Annotated in this window: 19 protein-coding genes; 12 read left to right on the top strand and 7 right to left on the bottom strand. The window is 60.7% G+C overall.

The window, feature by feature from the left end; translation table 11 throughout:
• Positions 1–19 precede the first annotated feature (19 nt).
• Together HBO23_RS06360 and HBO23_RS06355 are read right to left on the bottom strand one after the other, a co-directional pair.
• On the bottom strand, positions 20–424 hold the full coding sequence (locus HBO23_RS06360) for a hypothetical protein (protein ID WP_170036893.1): 405 nt from the start codon (positions 422–424) through the stop codon (positions 20–22).
• 128 nt (positions 425–552) lie between these two features.
• Complete coding sequence (locus HBO23_RS06355) at positions 553–999, bottom strand: response regulator (protein ID WP_017138015.1); 447 nt, start codon at positions 997–999, stop codon at positions 553–555.
• Positions 1,000–1,246: 247 nt separating this feature from the next.
• On the opposite strand from HBO23_RS06355, the gene HBO23_RS06350 reads away from it, so the two are divergent.
• The 8 genes from HBO23_RS06350 to HBO23_RS06315 all read left to right on the top strand — a co-directional run bounded on the left by HBO23_RS06350 (position 1,247) and on the right by HBO23_RS06315 (position 10,242).
• Positions 1,247–3,169, top strand: a complete 1,923-nt coding sequence (locus HBO23_RS06350; protein WP_170036892.1) for a putative nucleotidyltransferase substrate binding domain-containing protein — start codon at positions 1,247–1,249, stop codon at positions 3,167–3,169.
• Positions 3,166–3,873, top strand: a complete 708-nt coding sequence (locus HBO23_RS06345) for a 3'-5' exonuclease (RefSeq protein WP_170036890.1) — start codon at positions 3,166–3,168, stop codon at positions 3,871–3,873. Before HBO23_RS06350 ends, HBO23_RS06345 begins: the two co-directional genes overlap by 4 nt.
• Before the next feature lie 145 nt (positions 3,874–4,018).
• Positions 4,019–4,537, top strand: a complete 519-nt coding sequence (locus HBO23_RS06340) for an RNA polymerase sigma factor (RefSeq protein WP_017138011.1) — start codon at positions 4,019–4,021, stop codon at positions 4,535–4,537.
• Positions 4,534–5,496: a FecR family protein gene (locus HBO23_RS06335; protein WP_170036888.1), complete on the top strand. Its 963-nt coding sequence runs from the start codon at positions 4,534–4,536 to the stop codon at positions 5,494–5,496. The genes HBO23_RS06340 and HBO23_RS06335 overlap by 4 nt, the downstream gene beginning before the upstream one ends.
• A gap of 206 nt (positions 5,497–5,702) precedes the next feature.
• Positions 5,703–8,111: a TonB-dependent siderophore receptor gene (locus HBO23_RS06330; protein ID WP_170036886.1), complete on the top strand. Its 2,409-nt coding sequence runs from the start codon at positions 5,703–5,705 to the stop codon at positions 8,109–8,111.
• A 63-nt stretch (positions 8,112–8,174) separates the two neighbouring features.
• Positions 8,175–9,278 (top strand): PepSY-associated TM helix domain-containing protein, encoded by a 1,104-nt coding sequence (locus HBO23_RS06325; protein WP_058420528.1) that lies wholly within the window; start codon positions 8,175–8,177, stop codon positions 9,276–9,278.
• Positions 9,275–9,457 carry a hypothetical protein gene (locus HBO23_RS06320; RefSeq protein WP_170036884.1) on the top strand — a complete coding sequence of 61 codons (183 nt, stop codon included), beginning with the start codon at positions 9,275–9,277 and terminating at the stop codon, positions 9,455–9,457. The genes HBO23_RS06325 and HBO23_RS06320 overlap by 4 nt, the downstream gene beginning before the upstream one ends.
• A gap of 155 nt (positions 9,458–9,612) precedes the next feature.
• The gene (locus HBO23_RS06315; protein WP_170036882.1) at positions 9,613–10,242 is read left to right on the top strand and encodes a glutathione S-transferase family protein; all 630 of its coding nucleotides are present in this window, start codon (positions 9,613–9,615) and stop codon (positions 10,240–10,242) included.
• Between the two features lie 237 nt (positions 10,243–10,479).
• Here HBO23_RS06315 and creD read toward each other — a convergent pair whose 3' ends face one another.
• From creD to HBO23_RS06295, 4 genes are read right to left on the bottom strand one after another with little or no spacing between them, the layout of a single operon-like run.
• The gene (creD, locus tag HBO23_RS06310; protein WP_170036880.1) at positions 10,480–11,832 is read right to left on the bottom strand and encodes a cell envelope integrity protein CreD; all 1,353 of its coding nucleotides are present in this window, start codon (positions 11,830–11,832) and stop codon (positions 10,480–10,482) included.
• Between the two features lie 51 nt (positions 11,833–11,883).
• Positions 11,884–13,323 carry a two-component system sensor histidine kinase CreC gene (creC, locus tag HBO23_RS06305; protein ID WP_170036878.1) on the bottom strand — a complete coding sequence of 480 codons (1,440 nt, stop codon included), beginning with the start codon at positions 13,321–13,323 and terminating at the stop codon, positions 11,884–11,886.
• Positions 13,323–13,991: a two-component system response regulator CreB gene (creB, locus tag HBO23_RS06300; protein WP_017138003.1), complete on the bottom strand. Its 669-nt coding sequence runs from the start codon at positions 13,989–13,991 to the stop codon at positions 13,323–13,325. The genes creC and creB overlap by 1 nt, the downstream gene beginning before the upstream one ends.
• 8 nt (positions 13,992–13,999) lie before the next feature.
• Positions 14,000–14,500, bottom strand: a complete 501-nt coding sequence (locus tag HBO23_RS06295; protein ID WP_138452293.1) for an ATP-dependent zinc protease — start codon at positions 14,498–14,500, stop codon at positions 14,000–14,002.
• A gap of 196 nt (positions 14,501–14,696) precedes the next feature.
• Here HBO23_RS06295 and HBO23_RS06290 point away from each other — a divergent pair, with 196 nt between their 5' ends.
• Complete coding sequence (locus HBO23_RS06290) at positions 14,697–15,584, top strand: acyltransferase (protein ID WP_017138001.1); 888 nt, start codon at positions 14,697–14,699, stop codon at positions 15,582–15,584.
• Here HBO23_RS06290 and HBO23_RS06285 read toward each other — a convergent pair.
• A complete protein-coding gene (locus HBO23_RS06285) occupies positions 15,581–16,153 on the bottom strand; it encodes a DUF2780 domain-containing protein (RefSeq protein WP_017138000.1) in 573 nt (190 codons plus the stop codon). The two genes, HBO23_RS06290 and HBO23_RS06285, sit on opposite strands and share 4 nt — an antisense overlap.
• Positions 16,154–16,304: 151 nt before the next feature.
• On the opposite strand from HBO23_RS06285, the gene HBO23_RS06280 reads away from it, so the two are divergent.
• The 3 genes from HBO23_RS06280 to HBO23_RS06270 all read left to right on the top strand — a co-directional run bounded on the left by HBO23_RS06280 (position 16,305) and on the right by HBO23_RS06270 (position 18,269).
• A complete protein-coding gene (locus HBO23_RS06280) occupies positions 16,305–16,931 on the top strand; it encodes a sigma-70 family RNA polymerase sigma factor (protein WP_017137999.1) in 627 nt (208 codons plus the stop codon).
• Entirely contained in the window at positions 16,928–17,605 is a 678-nt protein-coding gene (locus HBO23_RS06275) for an anti-sigma factor (protein WP_017137998.1), read from the top strand. Before HBO23_RS06280 ends, HBO23_RS06275 begins: the two co-directional genes overlap by 4 nt.
• A 415-nt stretch (positions 17,606–18,020) precedes the next feature.
• Positions 18,021–18,269 carry a hypothetical protein gene (locus HBO23_RS06270; RefSeq protein WP_032865770.1) on the top strand — a complete coding sequence of 83 codons (249 nt, stop codon included), beginning with the start codon at positions 18,021–18,023 and terminating at the stop codon, positions 18,267–18,269.
• Positions 18,270–18,305: the final 36 nt, after the last annotated feature.

Raw genomic sequence — 18,305 nt, 5'->3', positions numbered from 1 at the left:
TACAGAACAACTCAATCAATTACAAATCATCATTCCACTCAGCAGTGCCTACAACTTTATATTCGACCCCACCCTTATCTGCAAACATCCCATTCAGCTCATACAACCGTTTGCTCGGGGAGTGGGTGACAGTTTCCTTCAAAGTACCGCTCATAAAAAAATATTTATTGCTAATACCGTCCTTCAAGGTCCAAATAAATTTTTCATCCTTGCTTTCAAATTTATAAGTAGCGACCCCATCCTCAGTTTGAGGCTTAAAAAACACAGAGAAGGTATCAGCCCCCCGATAGCTGTAGAGCCCGGAGTCTTCGCCCGCAATTTCAACATTAACATCGTGAGAATCAAAACTTTTATAAAAGCTGCCTTTCTTGGTGATTTCCAGCTTCATAAAATTGGCAGTGGTGTAACTTCCATTTGTGCTCATGACTGGCCTCTGTTCTCTAGTAAGTTGAGGCGGTGATTCCGACCGCCCTCAAACCAAGTGAACAGCGATGCTCATACCACCGCTACTGTCAAAGTTGACAGTTCTTACAGAAGTCCGACCAGCGGTAGCTACTGCGCCATCCCCAATTCCCGCTTGACCATCTTCGCCAACTTCACGCTATCGATCGGTTTGAGCAAAAAATCCACCACGCTCAAATGCATCGCATCAATCACATCCGGCGCTTCCGCGTCTCCCGACATGATGATGATCGGCAACGCCGCACGGGTTGACTCGCGCACTTTGCGAATCAATTGCAGGCCGTTGCTCGGCGCCATGCGCAAATCGGTGATCAGCAAACCGATGGAACTGCTGGAGCTCAACAAATCCCACGCTGTCTCGCCGCTGTCGGCGGTCATGCAGCGAATGCCGTCCAGACCCAGGATCTCCGCAAGCAATTCACGAGCGTCCTTGTCGTCGTCGACAATCAACACCCGCTGTGGCGGCAAATCGGGCTCCAGCATCACGGCGCTCAGCGCCTCGCGCTCGGCATCACTCAAAATATCGTGGTCGGACATACGTTTCTCAGCAGTTCTATTCAATCTCCCAGCACACTCGTCAGACATCTGCGGAAGGGCGAACAATGTGCACTTCGTCGGAAAGTTTGCCTAGTGGGCGTTCTACGGGGTTTGGACGATAGTCATGTAAGGTTTTTCCCTAGTCGTGAATGGTTTTTCCCAGACCTAGACTTACGTCCAATGGGCACCCGCCGCGCGGGAGTCGACCATGCAGGACGATAACGACAAAAAAACTGCGGTCACTGTTATGAGTAAAGCTGATGCTTTCACGCACGCGGGAAAAACCGCCGTGTTGCAGAACATCCACGGCACCCTGCAATTCCTGCAACGCTTCCCACCGTTCAACCAGATGGAAAACGCCCACCTGGCGTTCTTGGTCGAACAGTGCCAGCTGCGTTTCTACGGCCCCGGCGACAGCATTCTCAAACCGTCCGGCGGGCCGGTGGAGCACTTCTATATCGTCAAGCAGGGCCGCGTAGTCGGCGAGCGGCCGGACTCGACGCAAGCCACCTTCGAGATCACAACCGGCGAGTGCTTCCCTCTTGCCGCGTTGCTGGGTGAGCGTGCGACACGCACCGAGCACAAAGCCGCCGAAGACACCTTCTGCCTGCAACTGAACAAGCCGGCGTTTATCAAGCTGTTCGCCCTTTCCAGCCCGTTTCGCGATTTTGCCCTGCGCGGAGTCAGCAGCCTGTTGGATCAGGTCAACCAGCAGGTGCAGCAAAAGGCCGTGGAAACCCTGGGCACCCAGTATTCACTGAACACCCGCCTGGGTGAATTGGCCATGCGCCACCCGGTCACCTGCAGCCCGACCACGCCGCTGCGCGAGGCAGTGACACTGATGCATGAGCAACAAGTGGGCAGCATCGTGATCGTCGACGAGCACAAGGCGCCGCTGGGGATTTTCACCTTGCGCGACCTGCGCCAGGTGGTCGCCGATGGCACCGGCGATTTCAATCAAGCCATCGCCGGCCATATGACCCAGGCGCCGTTCTTTTTAAGCCCGGACCACAGCGCTTTCGATGCCGCCATCGCCATGACCGAGCGACACATCGCCCATGTGTGCCTGGTAAAAGACCAGCGCCTGTGTGGCGTGGTGTCCGAGCGCGACCTGTTTTCCCTGCAACGGGTCGACCTGGTGCACTTGGCCCGCACCATTCGAAACGCACCCCGGGTGGAAAACCTGGTGGCGATTCGCGGTGAAATCGGCCAACTGGTCGAACGCATGCTGGCCCATGGTGCCTCCTCGACTCAGATCACCCACATTATTACCCTGCTCAACGACCACACCGTGTGCCGGGTGATCGAACTGACCCTGGCCGACAAAGGCGACCCTGGCGTGCCCTTCAGCTGGCTGTGTTTCGGCAGCGAAGGGCGCCGCGAACAAACCCTGTTTACCGACCAGGACAACGGCATCCTGTTTGAAGCCAAGGACGCCGCCGAAGCCGCCGAGATCCGCGGCCGCCTGCTGCCCCTGGCGCAGCAGATCAACCAAAGCCTGGCGTTGTGCGGCTTCAGCCTGTGCAAGGGCAATATCATGGCCGGCAACCCCGAGCTGTGCCTGTCACGGGCCGAATGGGCGCGACGCTTCGGTGCATTTATTCGCGAGGCCACGCCGGAGAACCTGCTCGGGTCGAGCATCTATTTCGATATGCGCGTGGTGTGGGGTGACGAGCGCGGTTGCGAGCAACTGCGCCAGGGCATTCTGGATCAGGTGGCCGATAACCGCTTATTCCAACGCATGCTGGCCGAGAACGCCTTGCGCCAGCGCCCGCCGGTCGGGCGTTTCCGCGACTTTGTGCTGACGCGCAAAGGCGCCGAAAAGGCCACGCTCGACCTCAAGGTGCAGGGCCTTACGCCCTTTGTCGATGGCGCGCGCCTGTTGGCCCTGGCCAACGGTATCCACGCCAACAATACCTTGGAGCGCCTGCGCCAACTGGTGGTCAAGGAGGTCATTGATCCGCTGGATGGCGCTGCCTATGAGGAGGCCTATCACTTTATCCAGCAAACCCGCATGCAGCAGCATCAGCTGCAAACCCGCGAGAACCTGCCGTATTCCAACCGCGTCGACCCCGACAGCCTCAACCACCTGGACCGGCGCATCCTGCGTGAATCCCTGCGCCAGGCCCAACGCCTGCAAAGCAGCCTGACGCTACGGTATCAGCTGTGAGCCTGTTCAGTTGGCTGCGCAAGAACAAGCCCGGGCTCGACGCGGCTCAGCAGCAGCGGCTGGCACAATTGCCCAAGCCCGCATTGCTGGGCGAAGGGTCGTTACGCAGCCAACGTTGGGTGGTGGTCGACCTGGAAACCAGCGGCCTGAACCTCAACCGCGACCAAGTGCTGTCCATCGGCGCGGTGGTGATCGAGGATGGCGCGGTGGATTTTTCGCAGATGTTCGAGCGCACCCTGCTACGGGCCAACACCAAGGTTGGCCCCAGCGTGTTGATCCACGGCCTCGGCCCCAGCGCGATTGCCGCCGGCAGCGACCCGGCCGAAGCCTTGCTGGACTTTATGGCCTTTGTCGGCGACAGCCCGTTGCTGGCGTTCCATGCGCCGTTCGACCAACACATGCTGTGCCGGGCGCTCAAGGACAGCCTGGGTTATCGGTTGGCCCATCCGTTCCTCGATGTCGCCGACATCGCCCCGCTGTTGTGCCCCGACGCGAATATCCGTGAAGCCGGGCTCGATGACTGGATCAACCACTTCAAGCTGCACGTGGGCGAACGCCATCACGCCAGCGCCGATGCATTGGCCACGGCAGAGCTGATGCTCATCCTTTTCAGCCGTGCGCGCCAACAGGGAATCGACAGCCCACAGGTGCTGCAAGAGCGCTTGAGCCAATGGACACGGCGCAAACAAACACCATCTTTCTAGCGAGACGCGGAGCGTCCCAGGAGGCATTCCCACGCAGAGCGTGGGAACGATCGTCCGACAGACGCCAATTGCGCGCATTCCCGGCCTCTGACACAATCGCGAATAATTCTCGTTAGTTTAAACCCCTTGTTTATTCGGTGATGCCTTGTCGTCGGTCCAAACCCCACACAGTGAGCTTGTTGGCGCGTTGTATCGCGACCATCGTGGCTGGTTGTTGGCGTGGCTGCGACGCAATGTGGCCTGCCCGAGCCGCGCCGAAGACTTGAGCCAGGACACCTTCATACGCCTGCTGGGCCGGGACGAGCTGCGCGAACCGCGCGAGCCACGTGCGTTCCTGGTGGCCATCGCCAAAGGCTTGCTGTTCGACTACTTCCGCCGCGCGGCGCTGGAGCAGGCGTACCTCAGCGAGCTGATGCTGATCCCGGAAAGCGAACACCCCTCGCCCGAAGCACAGCAACTGATCCTCGAAGACCTCAAGGCCATCGACCGCCTGCTCGGCAAGCTGTCGAGCAAGGCCCGCGCTGCCTTCCTCTATAACCGCCTCGACGGCCTGGGCCACGCCGAAATCGCCCAGCGCCTGGGTGTGTCGGTGCCACGTGTGCGCCAGTACCTGGCCCAAGGCATTCGCCAGTGCTACATCGCACTGTATGGCGAGCCGCTGTGACAGGCTCCAAACCGGTCACGGCCCGTGTGCTGGATGCGGCGATTGCCTGGCAACTCTCGCTGGGCTCAGGCGACGGCAGCCTGGTTGCACAGGAAGAGTTCGCCAAATGGCTGGCCAGTGATGAAGAACACGCACGCGCCTGGCGTCAGTTGGGCATGCTCGACCAGCGCTTCAGCGTAGCTTCTGGCCCGGCGCGGGCGGCGCTGTTGCAGTCACGCCAAGGCATTCGCCAGCGCGTGCGCAAGTTGGGCGGCGGTTTGGCCAGCATCGCGCTGGTGATCGGCCTGGCGCTGTTTGCCGGCGAGCGTTACGTGCCGATCCACTATTGGCTGGCCGACCAGCGCACCGCTACCGGCGAGCAACGCACGCTGAAGCTGGCCGACGGCACGCTGATCAACCTCAACACCCACAGCGCCATTGACGTGCGCTTCGATGAAAAACGCCGGCTGATCGTGTTGCAGGAAGGCGAAATCCTGGTCGAAACCGGCCACAACGATGCCCGACCGTTCTATGTGAAAACCAGTGATGGCAGCCTGCGAGCCCTGGGTACGCGGTTTATCGTCAAGCGCGAAGGCGACGCCACGCGCCTGAGCGTGCTGCAGTCTGCCGTGGCCGCCCAGCCTGAGGCGCTGCATCAGGAGCAGATTTTCAAGCAAGGCCAGCAAGTGCTGATGCGCAGCGACGGCCTCGGCCCTGCGCGGGTGGTCGAACCCGCCGCAGACGCCTGGACACGCGGCATGCTGGTGGTCGACAACGCCCGCCTGGGCGATGTGGTTGCCGAGCTGAGTCGTTACCGCACCGGCTACCTGGGCGTGGATAAAGCCGTGGCCGACCTGCGCATCACCGGCAGCTTCCCGCTGCACGACACCACCCTGGCGCTGAATGCCCTGCTGCCGACCTTGCCGGTGCAGATCGAGCAGCACACGCCGTGGTGGGTGACCGTGAAGGCTAAGCCTTAGGTTTTTCAGTGCCTGGCCGATCGCCTTCGCAGGCAAGCCAGCTACCACCTTTGGAATTGTGAACACCGTTAAAGGTGGGAGCTGGCTTGCCTGCGATGAGGCCCTCAAAGCCACCTCAAAAAAATATTTTCACCCAGCCCTATCACTTTCTGATTCTCATCCGGCACCTAGGCAATTGAGAAATATTTTCATTCAGGAGCCGCCCCATGTCCCGCACGCTAGACACCTTGTTGCGCCCCAGCCTGTTAGCCATGGCCATTGCCCTCAGCGCCCCGCTGACGAGCACCGCGCTGATCGCCGCCGAACAGGCTAGCAACGTGCGCGCCTACAACCTGCCGGCTGCGCCATTGGCGAGCACCCTGAACCAGATCGCCAGCCAGTCGGGCCTGGCCCTGACGCTGAACCCTTCGCTGGCAGCGGGCAAGACCTCAGCACCGGTCAAAGGCCAATTCGATGCCCAGGCCGCGTTGCGCGAGGCGTTGCGTGGCACCGGGTTGCAATTGGAGCAAAGCAGTGCCGGGACGTTTACGCTGGTGCCTGTCCCGGAAGGTGTCGTGGCGTTGCCAGAGACCAGCATCATTGGCGCAGGCAGCTATGAAAGTGCGTGGGGACCGGTGGATGGCTATGTCGCGACTCGCACCGCGGCAGGCACCAAAACGGATACGCCGATCATTGAGGCACCGCGCTCCATGTCTGTGGTTACCCGTGCTCAGATGGAAGACCGTGGCGTGCAGAACCTGGATGACGCCGTACGCTACATGCCCGGTGTGATCGCAAGCAGTTATGGCAGCGACTCCCGTGCCGACTGGCTGCGGGTACGTGGTTTCGAACCCACTCAGTTCCTGGACGGCCTGCCACTGCCAAAAGGCTCCTATGCCAACCCAAAACAGGAAACCTGGAACCTGGACCGCATTACTCTACTGCGCGGCCCTGCTTCTTCGGTATATGGTCAAACGCCACCGGGCGGGATGCTAGACATGGTCAGCCGCCGCCCACGAGCGGAAAGCAGCAACGCTGTACGCGCCGAAGTCGGCAGCAACAACCGTAAGCAAATCAGCTTCGACAGCACCGGCAAGATCGATGATCAAGGCCAATTTCTGTACCGCGTCGACGGTGTGGTGCGTGATAGCGGCACGCCCATCGACCATATCGAAGACAAGCGCTATAACATCGCGCCGAGCCTGACCTGGAATATCAACGACGACACCCACCTTACCCTGCTCTCGCAATTTACCCGCGACGATACCGGTATCAGTGGCCAGTTCCTGCCGTTGCAAGGCACTAAACTGGGGTCGCCAGCAGGCAAGATTTCGCATCACAAAAACCTTGGCGAGCCGGATCAGGACTACTACGACCGCACCTACTACGCCCTCGGTTATGCCTTCGACCATCGTTTCAACGATACCTGGCAGTTCAAGCAAAACCTGCGTTACACCAAAAGCGAACTAGCCTTCAACACTACCTACTCCAGCTACGGCGACACTGCCGTAGGTGCAGATGGCATGCTGAAACGTATCTACGACAAAGTGGATGAAGACATCGCCCAACTGGCCGTAGACAACAACTTCCAAGCCGATTTCCAAACCGGGGCCCTAAGCCACACACTGCTGCTGGGCCTGGACCACCAGCGCTCCAACACCGACTACCACTGGGTCGAAGGTAGTGCGGCGAGCATTAATCCGAACCGCCCGATCTATAACCAGCCACGCCCGGCTGGCGCTCCGTTCACGTTCTACGATTACAACCAGAAAACCGTGCAGACAGGGCTCTACGTACAGGACCAGATCGCTTTGGAAAAATGGCGCCTGACCTTGGGCGGCCGTGAAGACTGGATTCACACCGGCACCACTTTCTTCAACCTGAATGACGCCACCAACACGCAACGCGACAAGGCCTTCAGTGGCAACGCAGGTCTGAGCTATGTGTTCGACTCAGGCATCACGCCCTATATCTCCTATACCGAGTCGTTCCAGCCCACTGCTGGCGCCAGTGCGAGCGCTACGGAATCGTTCAAGCCGACCCAGGGCAAACAGACTGAAGTGGGTGTGAAGTACCAGCCAGTAGGCAGCAAAACCCTGCTGACCGCAGCCGTGTTTGACCTGCGCCAGCAAAACGTTTCGGTGACACAAAACAACATCACCAGCCAGATCGGCGAAATCAGCGTGCGTGGCCTGGAGCTGGAGGCCACATCTGAAGTAACCGACAACCTGAAACTGGTGGGCTCGTACACGTACACCGACACCGAAATCCTCAAGGGGGACGACAAGGGCAACCGCATGAAGTTGGTGCCACGTAATCAGGCGTCGCTGTGGTCTGATTACACTTGGCATTCGGGTGTATTGGATGGTTTCGGCGTTGGTGCTGGCGTGCGCTATGTGGGCGACACCTACGGCAACACTGCGAACACAGCCAACGGCCACGTAGGTTCGTACACCGTGTATGACGCTGCAGTGCATTACGACTTGAGCCGCCTTAACCCAGTACTTGCTGGTGTCTCGGTGGATGTCACCGCCAAGAACATCTTCAACAAGGACTACTTGTCGACCTGCGACGGCGCTTGGTGCTACTACGGTGATGAACGCAATGTCGTGGCGGCTGTGAACTACAAGTGGTAAACCACTGACACGGTCACCCAAGGGTCACGGCAACGCCGTGGCCCTTTTGCATTTGGATGAACCATGAAAAGCAAAACCATCCGCCGCTGGTCCTTCATCCACACCTGGACCAGCCTGATCTGCACGGTATTTCTGCTGCTGCTCGCCCTCACCGGCCTGCCGTTGGTGTTTCACCACGAGATCGACCACCTGCTGGGCAACGAGCCGGAACTGGCACAGATGCCCGCCGACACGCCGCAGCTGAACCTTGAGCAGTTGGTGGCCAAAGCCCAGGCTCATCGCCCCGGCGAGGCCATGCAGTACCTGGCGTGGGACGAAGACGACAAAAACGGTGTGATCGCGATCATGGCTGCCACGGCCGGCACCGAGCCCAACTCGTCCCACACCTTCATGCTGGATGCGCGCACCGGTGAGGCCGTGGAAACCCCGGCGGCCAATGGCGGGTTGACCCTGTTCCTGTTGCGCTTGCACGTGGATATGTTCGCCGGGCTGCCAGGTAAGTTGCTGCTGGCGTTCATGGGCATTCTGTTTGTGGTGGCAATTGTCTCGGGTACGGTGCTGTACCTGCCGTTTATGCGCCGGTTGAAGTTCGCCACCGTGCGTAAAGACAAATCCACCCGTCTGCGCTGGCTCGACCTGCACAACCTGATCGGCGTGGTCACGCTGACCTGGGCGCTGGTGGTGGGTGTCACCGGCGTGATCAGCGCCTGCGCCGATTTGATCATCGCCGCCTGGCGCCAGGACAGCCTCAGCGCCATGATCGAGCCGTACAAAAACGCGCCGCCGCTGACCCAACGCGCACCGGCCACCGAACTGCTGAGCATCGCCGCCAAGGCCGCGCCCGGCATGGAGCCGGACTTTATCGCCTTCCCCGGTACGCGCTTTTCCAGCGAACACCACTACGCGGTGTTCATGAAGGGCAGCACGCATCTGACCTCACACCTGCTCACGCCGGTGCTGATCGACGCCAGCACCCTGGCCGTCACCGCCATCGCCGAACGGCCGTGGTACATGGACGCCATGGGCATGTCCCAGCCGCTGCACTTTGGCGACTATGGCGGCATGCCGATGAAGATCCTCTGGGCGGTGCTGGATGTACTGACCATCATCGTGTTGGGCAGCGGTGTTTACCTGTGGATTGTGCGGCGTAAGGCGGCCAAGTCATGAAGCCGCGCCAATCGAGTTTCTGGAAGGTATTCGGCATTCCGCTGGGGATTGGCCTGCTCAGCGCTGCCGGGTTGTTTGCGGCGCTGTTGGGTGACGGGCTGTGGGATTCGTTGAGTTGGGTGGGGTTGGGTATTCCTGCTGCCATTGGGGCTTGGGCCTTGCTTAAGCGGCGTGGCTGAAGGCCTCATCGCAGGCAAGCCAGCTCCCACAGGTTGATGTGTGTACGCAGTCAAGTGTGGGAGCTGGCTTGTCGAGTCGTCGCACCGCTGCGATAGGGCCTTCAAAAACAACCACAATCCTACTAGGCTAGCCCTGCCATTTCCGAGGAATGCCCATGTCCGCGCCCAGCATGACCTTGTTTCACAACCCCGCGTCACCCTTTGTTCGCAAAGTCCGCGTGCTGCTGATCGAGACCGGCCAGCAGCACCGCGTGGCCTTGCATGGCTGCATGCCGACGCCGGTCAACCCCGACGCACAGGTGGTGCAGGACAACCCCGTGGGCAAGATCCCGGCCCTGCGCCTGGCCGATGGTTCGGTGCTGCACGACAGCCGGGTGATCCTCGATTACTTCGACCACCAGCACGTCGGCAACCCGCTGATCCCGCGTGACGGCTCGGCCCGCTGGCGCCGCCTCACCCTCGCCTCGATGGCCGATGGCATCATGGATGCCGCCGTGCTGGTGCGTTACGAGACCGCCATGCGCCCGGCAGAAAAACACTGGGACCAATGGCTGGAGGAGCAGCGCAACAAGATCCACCGCACCCTCGCCGAGCTGGAAAGCGATGCGATTGCCGAACTGGCCAGCCACTTCGACATCGCCGCCATCAGCGTGGCCTGCGCCCTGGGTTACCTGGACTTTCGCCACCCCGACCTGCAATGGCGCGCCAGCAACCCCAAGCTTGCCGACTGGTATGCCGAGGTCAGCCAACGGGCTTCCATGCTGGAGACTCAGCCACCGCTCTAACGGGGTGAACCACGCTCCCTTGTGGCGAGCGGGCTTGCCCCGCGTTGGGCCGCGAAGCGGCCCCAGTCAAGCAAAACGCGGTGTACCAGAAACGCCCCTGTGGCAGGTTATGGGGCTGCTGCGCAGCCCAGCGCGGGGCAAGCCCGCTTGCCACACACAGCCCATTTGCCGCATAAAATAACGCATTGATTTTTCCGACCAATTGCGCGCACACCTGCTGATCTTCACGCAACCCAATCATTGCGCCACCTCCCGACCTTTGCGCTTGCCCACGCCATACCAATCCAGTTTGCGCGTCAGCACCATCACCGTACCCAGCAGCCCGAACAGCAGCAGCGAGCCCATCAGCAGCGCGTAATCTTCAGCGCTCAGCAGCCCGTACAACAAGCCATACAACGCCGCCAACCCCACCGAAAAGCCCAGGCCATGCACAACACTGCGCAGCACATGGCACACATAAAAGCCGATCAACAATACACAGGCACTCGCCGAGATCAGGTAGGCCAACGCAAAGCCCAGGTGTTCGGACAACGACAACAGCAGCAGGTAAAAGAACGCCAACGCGAAGCCCACCAACGCGTACTGAATCGGGTGTACCGCGAGGTTCTTCAGTACTTCGAAGAGGAAGAAACCGGCAAACGTCAGGGCGATAAACAGCAGCGCGTATTTGATCGCGCGGTCGCTCTTGAGGTACTGGTCAACCGGGTCGATGAAGTTCACGCCAAAGCTACGGTTGCTGAAGTCTTCACAGCCCTGGCGATCCAGGCAGGTTTGCAAGGCTTGTTCGAGGTTGGTGGAGAAAAACGAAGTCTGCCAATTGGCGCTGAAGCCCTTGTCAGTGACCTCTCGCTGCGCCGGCAGGAAGTTGCCGATAAAACTGGGGTGCGGCCAGTTGGACGCGAGTGACACCTGGCTGGTCTTGCCCACCGGCACCACTTGCAACTGTTCGGTGCCTTGCAGGCGCAGGTCAAAAGCGAAGTCCACCACGCCCGGTTGTTTGCTGTCCTGCTCGGGCAGCGTCACATGCACGCCCTCGCCCAACCAGTCCACTTGCGAGCCTGGCGAGAACGCCAGCCGTTGGCTGCCCAGCTCAAGCTTCAGGGCGTTTTCGATGCCACGAATATCGCTGATACCCACCGCCAGAAACGCAGGCTCAAAACGGTAATCGGCAAAGTTTTCTGTAATGCCCAACTGCGCTGGCAACTCGAAACGCCCACTGATGCGGTTGTCTGCATGGAACAGTCGCGCCTGGTAGATGCCACGCGATCGCAGTTCGGTTTGCACCTTGCCGTCGAGTTCAAAGCGGTCCGGCAAAAAATACAGACGGCCGCGCTCTTCACGGGTTTCCTCGTAGCGTTTGTTGAGCTTTTCATTGAGTTTCCACTCGCGCACGGTCTTGCGATAGGGCACTACCATGACCGGGCCGGTAATGCGCTGGCTGTAGCTGGAGCTGCGGGCGATGTCCATCAATACGCCGTCTCGCAGTTGCTGGCGGTCGCTGATGATGCCGTTGATCATCAGCAGCGGAATCAGCAACAGCAGCATCAGCAGCGCAATGGCGCCAAGTTTGAACAGCAGGCTTCGGTTCATGGGGCTCTCCCTGTTTGGATGGGCAGAGCGTGAACCGCGCCTGTGGGAGATTTATGTGGGCACTGTGGAGACTGTGTGGAGATGCAGCACCACCTGCACGCCGCCTTGCACATTGCCGATCTGCAATGCGCCGCCGTGCAGCTTCATCACTTCTTCGACAAAATTGAGGCCCAGGCCGGTGCTTTTGCGCCCACTGACCGGGCGCGGCAACGAGTAGAAACGCTCGCTCAAGCGCGGCAAAGCGTAGTCGGGAATCGGCGCAGCCTGATTGAACAGGCTGACCTGGACGTCGTTATGCTGCGCCTGTGCGCTGAATCGCAAGGTGCCGCCGGGCGGTGTGAAGTCCAAGGCGTTATCGAGCAGGTTGCCCAGCGCCTGGCGCAACAGGAAAGGCTCACCGAACACCTTCACGTCCGCCGCTATCGTCTGTTCGACCTGCAGGCCGGCGCCTTCGATTCGTGCACATTGAGCCTTGAGTACCTCGTCGACCAGGGCCGCCAACGGCATGCGGGTCTGTTCTTCCAAACCCTGGCGCTGCTCCACCTGGGCAAGGTTGAGCAGCCGCTCGATCAACTGCTGCAAGCGCGCACTTTCGCTGTCGATATTGCCGATAAAACGCTGCTGCTGCTCGCGGCTCATATCGCCCTGCAACAATTCCGCCGCGCCGCGAATGGCGGCCAGCGGGCTTTTCAATTCGTGGGTCAGGGTGTGCACGTAATGCTCGACGTAGGCTTTGCCTTCCAGCTGCGTGCGCATGTGCTCCACAGCGGTGGACAGCTGTTTGAGTTCGCCGCCACGGTAATGTGGCAACTCGGCCCGTCGACCTTCGCTCACCGCCTGCGCATAGGCCGTGAGCCGATGCAGCGCCACACTCAGCCACCACGACAGCAATGCGCCCAACAGCAGGCCCAAAACCACCAACCCGGCGCCGTACCAGAGCAAGCGGTTCTCGGTGCGATCCACATAAGGCTGCAACGAGCTGTTGGGCTTGGCCACCGTTACCACGCCGATGATTTGCCCTTTGTCGCGGATCGGCGCGCCCACGTGCATCACCGACGAAGTGGGATCGTCCAGCTCGCTGCGGGTGGACCGGGCGCCGTACTCACCCCGCAAGGTGAGGTACACGTCGTTCCACCGTGAATAGTCCTGCCCCACCGCTTCGCCCGTGGAATCGAGCAGCACGATGCCGTTGGCGTCGGTCACGTAGATGCGGTGGTTAACCTGGTTTTTCGGCAGGCCCCAGATGGTCGCGCCGGGCTGGCGATTGCCGTAGGCCTTGAGCAACTCAGGCCAGTGGCTTTGGCCGAGGGTATGATTTTTTACGTCATCGCGCAGGATCTCAGCCAGCAGGTTCGCCGTGTCCACCAAAGTTTCTTCGGTGGACTGGCGCACGCCGGGGCGGATTTCCTTCATCACCGTGTTGAGCACAAAGTAACCGGTGAGGCCGATAAACAGCGCATACACCAGGAAGATCCGCAGCCCCAGGCGCATCAGCTGTGGCTCGGGCTGTAGCTGTAGCCGAGGCCACGATGGGTCTGGATCGGCTCGGCATCCGCCGCAATGCCCCGCAGTTTGCTGCGCAGGCTTTTGATATGGCTGTCGATATTGCGCTCGTAGCCGGCATCGGCCGGCACGCCCACCGCGTCGAGCAATTGCTCGCGGCTGAACACCCGCTCGGGCTGCTCCAGCAAGCTTTGCAGCAGGCGGAATTCATGCCGCGTAAGGCTCAAAGCCTGGCCGCGATAACTGATCTGCATGCGCTCCAGGTCGACCTGAAACACGGCCGGCGCGGCACCTGGGCTGACGCGTTTGAGAATCGCCCGAACCCGCGCCGCCACTTCCCGTGGGCTGAACGGCTTGACCACATAATCGTCGGCGCCGATCTCCAGGCCCACCACCCGGTCAATCTCGCCGTCGCGCGCACTGAGGAACATCACCGGCACTTCACTGAAGCGGCGAAGTTGCTTGCACGTCTCAAAGCCGGTGATGTCCGGCAGGCCGATGTCGAGGATGATCAGGTCGGCAGGCGTCTGGCGTTGATGCGCCAGCGCCTCCTGGCCAAGGCTCAGCCAGGTAGTGGTGAACCCCTCGCCTTGCAGGGCAAAGATCAGCGTGTCGGCTATCGCCGCTTCGTCTTCGACAATCAGGATGTGCGGCATAGGCTCGATCAGCAGTCCGGTTTGTCGGCAGTGTAACGACGGGCCGGGTTAACCGCCGCGCCGAACTCACGCAGGGCCTTGGCGCCGATCAGCAACGGGTAGTTGAAACTGCTGCGGTCAGTGAGGTTGACCTCGACGGTGCGCTTGACGTTGCCCAGGCACATTTCCAGGTCGATCACCGGGCGCTTGGCCACGGTGGCTTCGTCCTTGTCCTCGTCTTCATCGGCGCGGCTTTTGATTTTGCTGATGCGCGAGACTTTGTGTTCGTAGACCTTGTCGCTGGCGTCCTTGCCGCCGAGGCGGAAGCGCACCCAGTCGTCGCCATCGCGCTGGAAGGTTTCGATATCGCGGGCCGACAGCGAAGCGGTCAGCGCGCCGGTGTCCATCTTGGCCTTGAAGGTTTGGCCGATCTCCGGCAGTTGGATGTATTCGTAGCGACCGTAGAGGGTCGGTTCGGCGGCCATGACAGGCACGGCAGCCAGGGCGAGTAAGGCAAGGAGCAGTTTCACGAAGTGATTTCCTTGGAAAGAAGTAGGCGGATTCTAGACCGCAAAAGCGTTGTTTAGTTAGATCGTTCCCACGCTCTGCGTGGGAATGCAGCTCTGGACGCTCCGCGTCAGCTCACATTCGTGCAGCAATTTGCGATTTGGCCTCTAGACTCAGCTTGCTTATCATGGCCCGTCCACCCGACTCCAAGAGTTACTTATGCGCCGCCTGCTCACCGGCTGTTTTGTCACACTGCTGTTATTGCTCAACACCCTGGTGCTGTTCGGCCCGTTGATGGTGTTTGCCCTGCTCAAGCTGGTAGCGCCCGGCCGCTTTCGCGACTACGCCTCTTGGGCCGTGATGTGGATCGCCGAGACCTGGGCCGAGATCGACAAACTGATTTTCGCGCTGTGCATCCCCACCCAATGGGACATTCGTGGCGGCGACGAACTGCGCGGCGATACGTCTTACCTGGTGATCAGCAATCACCAATCCTGGGTCGACATTCCCGCGCTGATCCAGGCGCTCAACCGGCGTACGCCGTTCTTCAAATTCTTCCTGAAAAAAGAGCTGATCTGGGTGCCCTTCCTCGGCCTGGCCTGGTGGGCGCTGGATTACCCGTTCATGAAGCGCTACACCAAGGCCTTTCTGGCCAAACACCCGGAACTGGCGGGCCAGGATTTGAAGATCACCAAGCAGGCGTGCGAGCTGTTCAAGCGCCAACCGGTGACGGTGGTCAATTATCTGGAGGGCACACGGTTCAGCGAGGCCAAGCGCAAGCAGCAGGATTCGCCATTTGCCCGCTTACTCAAGCCCAAGGCGGGTGGCGTGGCGTTTGTGCTGGCGGCCATGGGTGAGCAATTGGACGCGGTCCTCGACGTGACGGTGGTCTACCCGCAGCAGAAGATCCCGGGGTTCTGGGACTTGATCTGCGGCACAGTGCCCAAGGTGATCATTGATATCCGCACCCGTGAGCTGGACCCGGCGTTGTGGCAAGGGGATTACGAGAATGACCCGGCGTTTCGCCAGACCGTCCAGAACTGGGTGAACCAGCTCTGGATGGAGAAGGATGCGCGCATCGCACAACTGCGCGCAGAGTCGCTTTAGCTGCCAGTACCCCAGGCCGAGGCCAGCTTGCCCAGTACCGATTCGCTGGCGCCCTGGCCGCCCAGGTACTTGAGGATCACCGGGGCAAATTGGCTGACCATGCCGCTGTCCATGCCCAACGCGCTGAAGGCGGTGTTCAGGTCGTTGGTGCTCTTCACGTTACCCAACAACCCGTCCAGGCCGCTGGTCTTGCTGCCGCCGCTCTGGCCGAGCATCCCGCTCAACGCGCCGAGGCTGCCCAGGGAGTTGCTGCCCGAGAGTTGATCCAGGCCCGGCACACTCTTGCCCAGTTGCGAGTAGTCGGTACCGCTCAGTTTGTTCTTGGCCAGGCCCAGCATGGCGCCGGTACCGCCCACGGCTTGTTCGGGGGTGATGTTCAGTTGCGAGGTCAAGGCGCTCAGCAGGCCGGCGGTCTCAGAGCTAGGCGCCGCAGCCGCCGCCTTGTTGTTGCTGCCCTGGGCACCGGAGACGGCATTGGCCACGTCACCGAGGCTGAAACCTGCGGCAAACACCGGGCTGGCGGCCACGGTCAACAGGCAGGACAGGGCAAAACCGCGTGAAATCTTCATCAAGACAACCTCTGAATGTAGGAGCTAAAAGCAGGCGTTTGACTGACAGTCCCGAAGGAATGTTCCCACCTGCAGATTAGTTCAGAAAAATCTGCATCCAAATGTTCCCCGCGCGCGTATATCCCACAAGCGCCGCCCGGAGTCGGATGGAATGAATGCTCAAGCTGGACTACCCTCTGCCTACCGTGCGCAGTCCCGTCGCCCTCGAACGAGAGCCTGGAGAAGCCCTATTTCCATTCATGATGCTGACCCGTTGCAGCCCTTGCTGGCCCAATGTGCCCTGGGCAACCGACAGGCGTTCGAGACCCTTTACCGCAGTGTTTCGCCACGGCTGCACGGTGTCGCGTTTCGTTTCATGGGGCGCGCAGACCTGGCCGAAGAAGTGCTGCAGGAGGCCTTTGTGCGTATCTGGTACAACGCTTCGCGCTACGAGGCCCATTTGGCCGCGCCGATGACCTGGATGGTCAACATCACCCGCAACCTGGCCATCGACCAATTGCGCAAACACCGCGAACAGCCATTAGCTGAGGGCCAGCAAGACGCCATGCTCGACGACAGCCCCAGCGCCTACGAACAGCTCGACAGTGAGCGCGAAGCCCGCGCCCTCAACCGCTGCCTCGACACCCTCGACGGCATGCAACGCCAATCGATTACCGTGGCTTACTTCCAGGGCCTGTCGTGCTCGGAACTGGCCGACCACTTGGCGGCGCCCCTGGGCTCGGTCAAATCCTGGATTCGCCGCGGCATGGAGCGCCTGCGCAGGTGCCTTGAATCATGAACTACCAAACCACCACCCTGCGCCGCGCCCTCGCTGCCGATTACGCCATCGGGCTGATGCCCGCCACTGCCCGTCGGCGCTTTGAAAACCTGCTGCTGGACGATGCCGCGCTGCGCGTCGAACTCGGCCATTGGCAGGATGCCCTCGCCAGCCTGACTGGCGCCGTGCCCGAGCGGCCGGTGCCGGATCATGTGTGGGCAGGCATCAAGGCACGCATTGAGCCGCAAGTGCTGCACGTGCCGGCGAAGAAACCGTTCTGGATGAGTTTTCGCCTGCTGGCCGCTGCCTGTGCGGTAGTTGTCGCAGTGCTGGTGGGCGTGCTGTATCAGCGTGATATCGGCGCCGAATACAACGCCACGCTGGTCGCGGCCAACCAGCAACCGGCGTTGCAGGTCCAGGCGTTTGGCGATCATCTGCAAGTGGAGCCGCTGACGTTGGCGGCTGTAGAGCCGACGCGCGCCCTGGAACTGTGGGTCATTGCGGCCGGTGGCAAACCCGTCTCCCTGGGCCTGGTGCCGAGCTCGGGTAAAGGCCGAATCCAGCTGAGCAAGGAACAGCAGGCGCTGTTGACTGCACCCGCGACCCTCGCCGTCAGCCTGGAGCCACAAGGCGGCTCACCCACCGGACAACCCACCGGCCCCGTGCTGTACCAAGGCGCCCTGGCCACTCGCTGACACAACTCAATACCTGTGGGAGCTGGCTTGCCTGCGATGGCGGTGGGTCAGCCAAGGATAAGTTGACTGGCCCGCCGCCATCGCAGGCAAGCCAGCTCCCACATTTGAGCTTCATTGGCCGAGCGACTTGCTCCCGGCGGAGGATGGCGCTTATAGTTCGGCGGTCGTCCATATGGCGACACGGGTTTGGCGACTCGATTGAAATAATGCATGCAAAAGCACCTGCTCCTTTGCTGGTGCTTTTGCACGCGTAAGGCTGCTTTATGGCGGCTGTGCGCGGGAGACCTTCGGGTCTGCCGGCCTTTGCTTTATTTCACCGGTTCGCCAACCTGCGTACAGCTGCCACCCATTCGTTTGGCGACGTGTGAGTGGTAGCCTCACTCTCTGAAATAAAGGTTAAAACATGAACCGATACATGCCGCTCACCGGCCACGACGCCACCACGCCCTCCCTGCTCATCGACACCCAAGTCCCGCTCGACGTGCTCCACGACGCCGCCGTCTACCGCATTCGCGCCGTCACCCAAGTCATGGAAAACCTGGCGTTTCGCGAAGGCCTGAACACCGACAACCTCGTGCTCCAGGACTTCGCCCTGCTCTGCGCCATTCCGTTGCGTGATGGCTGTGATTTGCTGGATGTGATCAGCCGACGCCTACAGGCCTAAACACCAGACGCAAAAAGGGCGACCCACAGGTCGCCC

The organism is Pseudomonas sp. WS 5532 (assembly GCF_012985445.1).
Taxonomy (GTDB): domain Bacteria; phylum Pseudomonadota; class Gammaproteobacteria; order Pseudomonadales; family Pseudomonadaceae; genus Aquipseudomonas; species Aquipseudomonas edaphica.
Note: the sequence above shows the minus strand (reverse complement) of the source record. Positions and strands in the feature narration are given on the sequence as shown.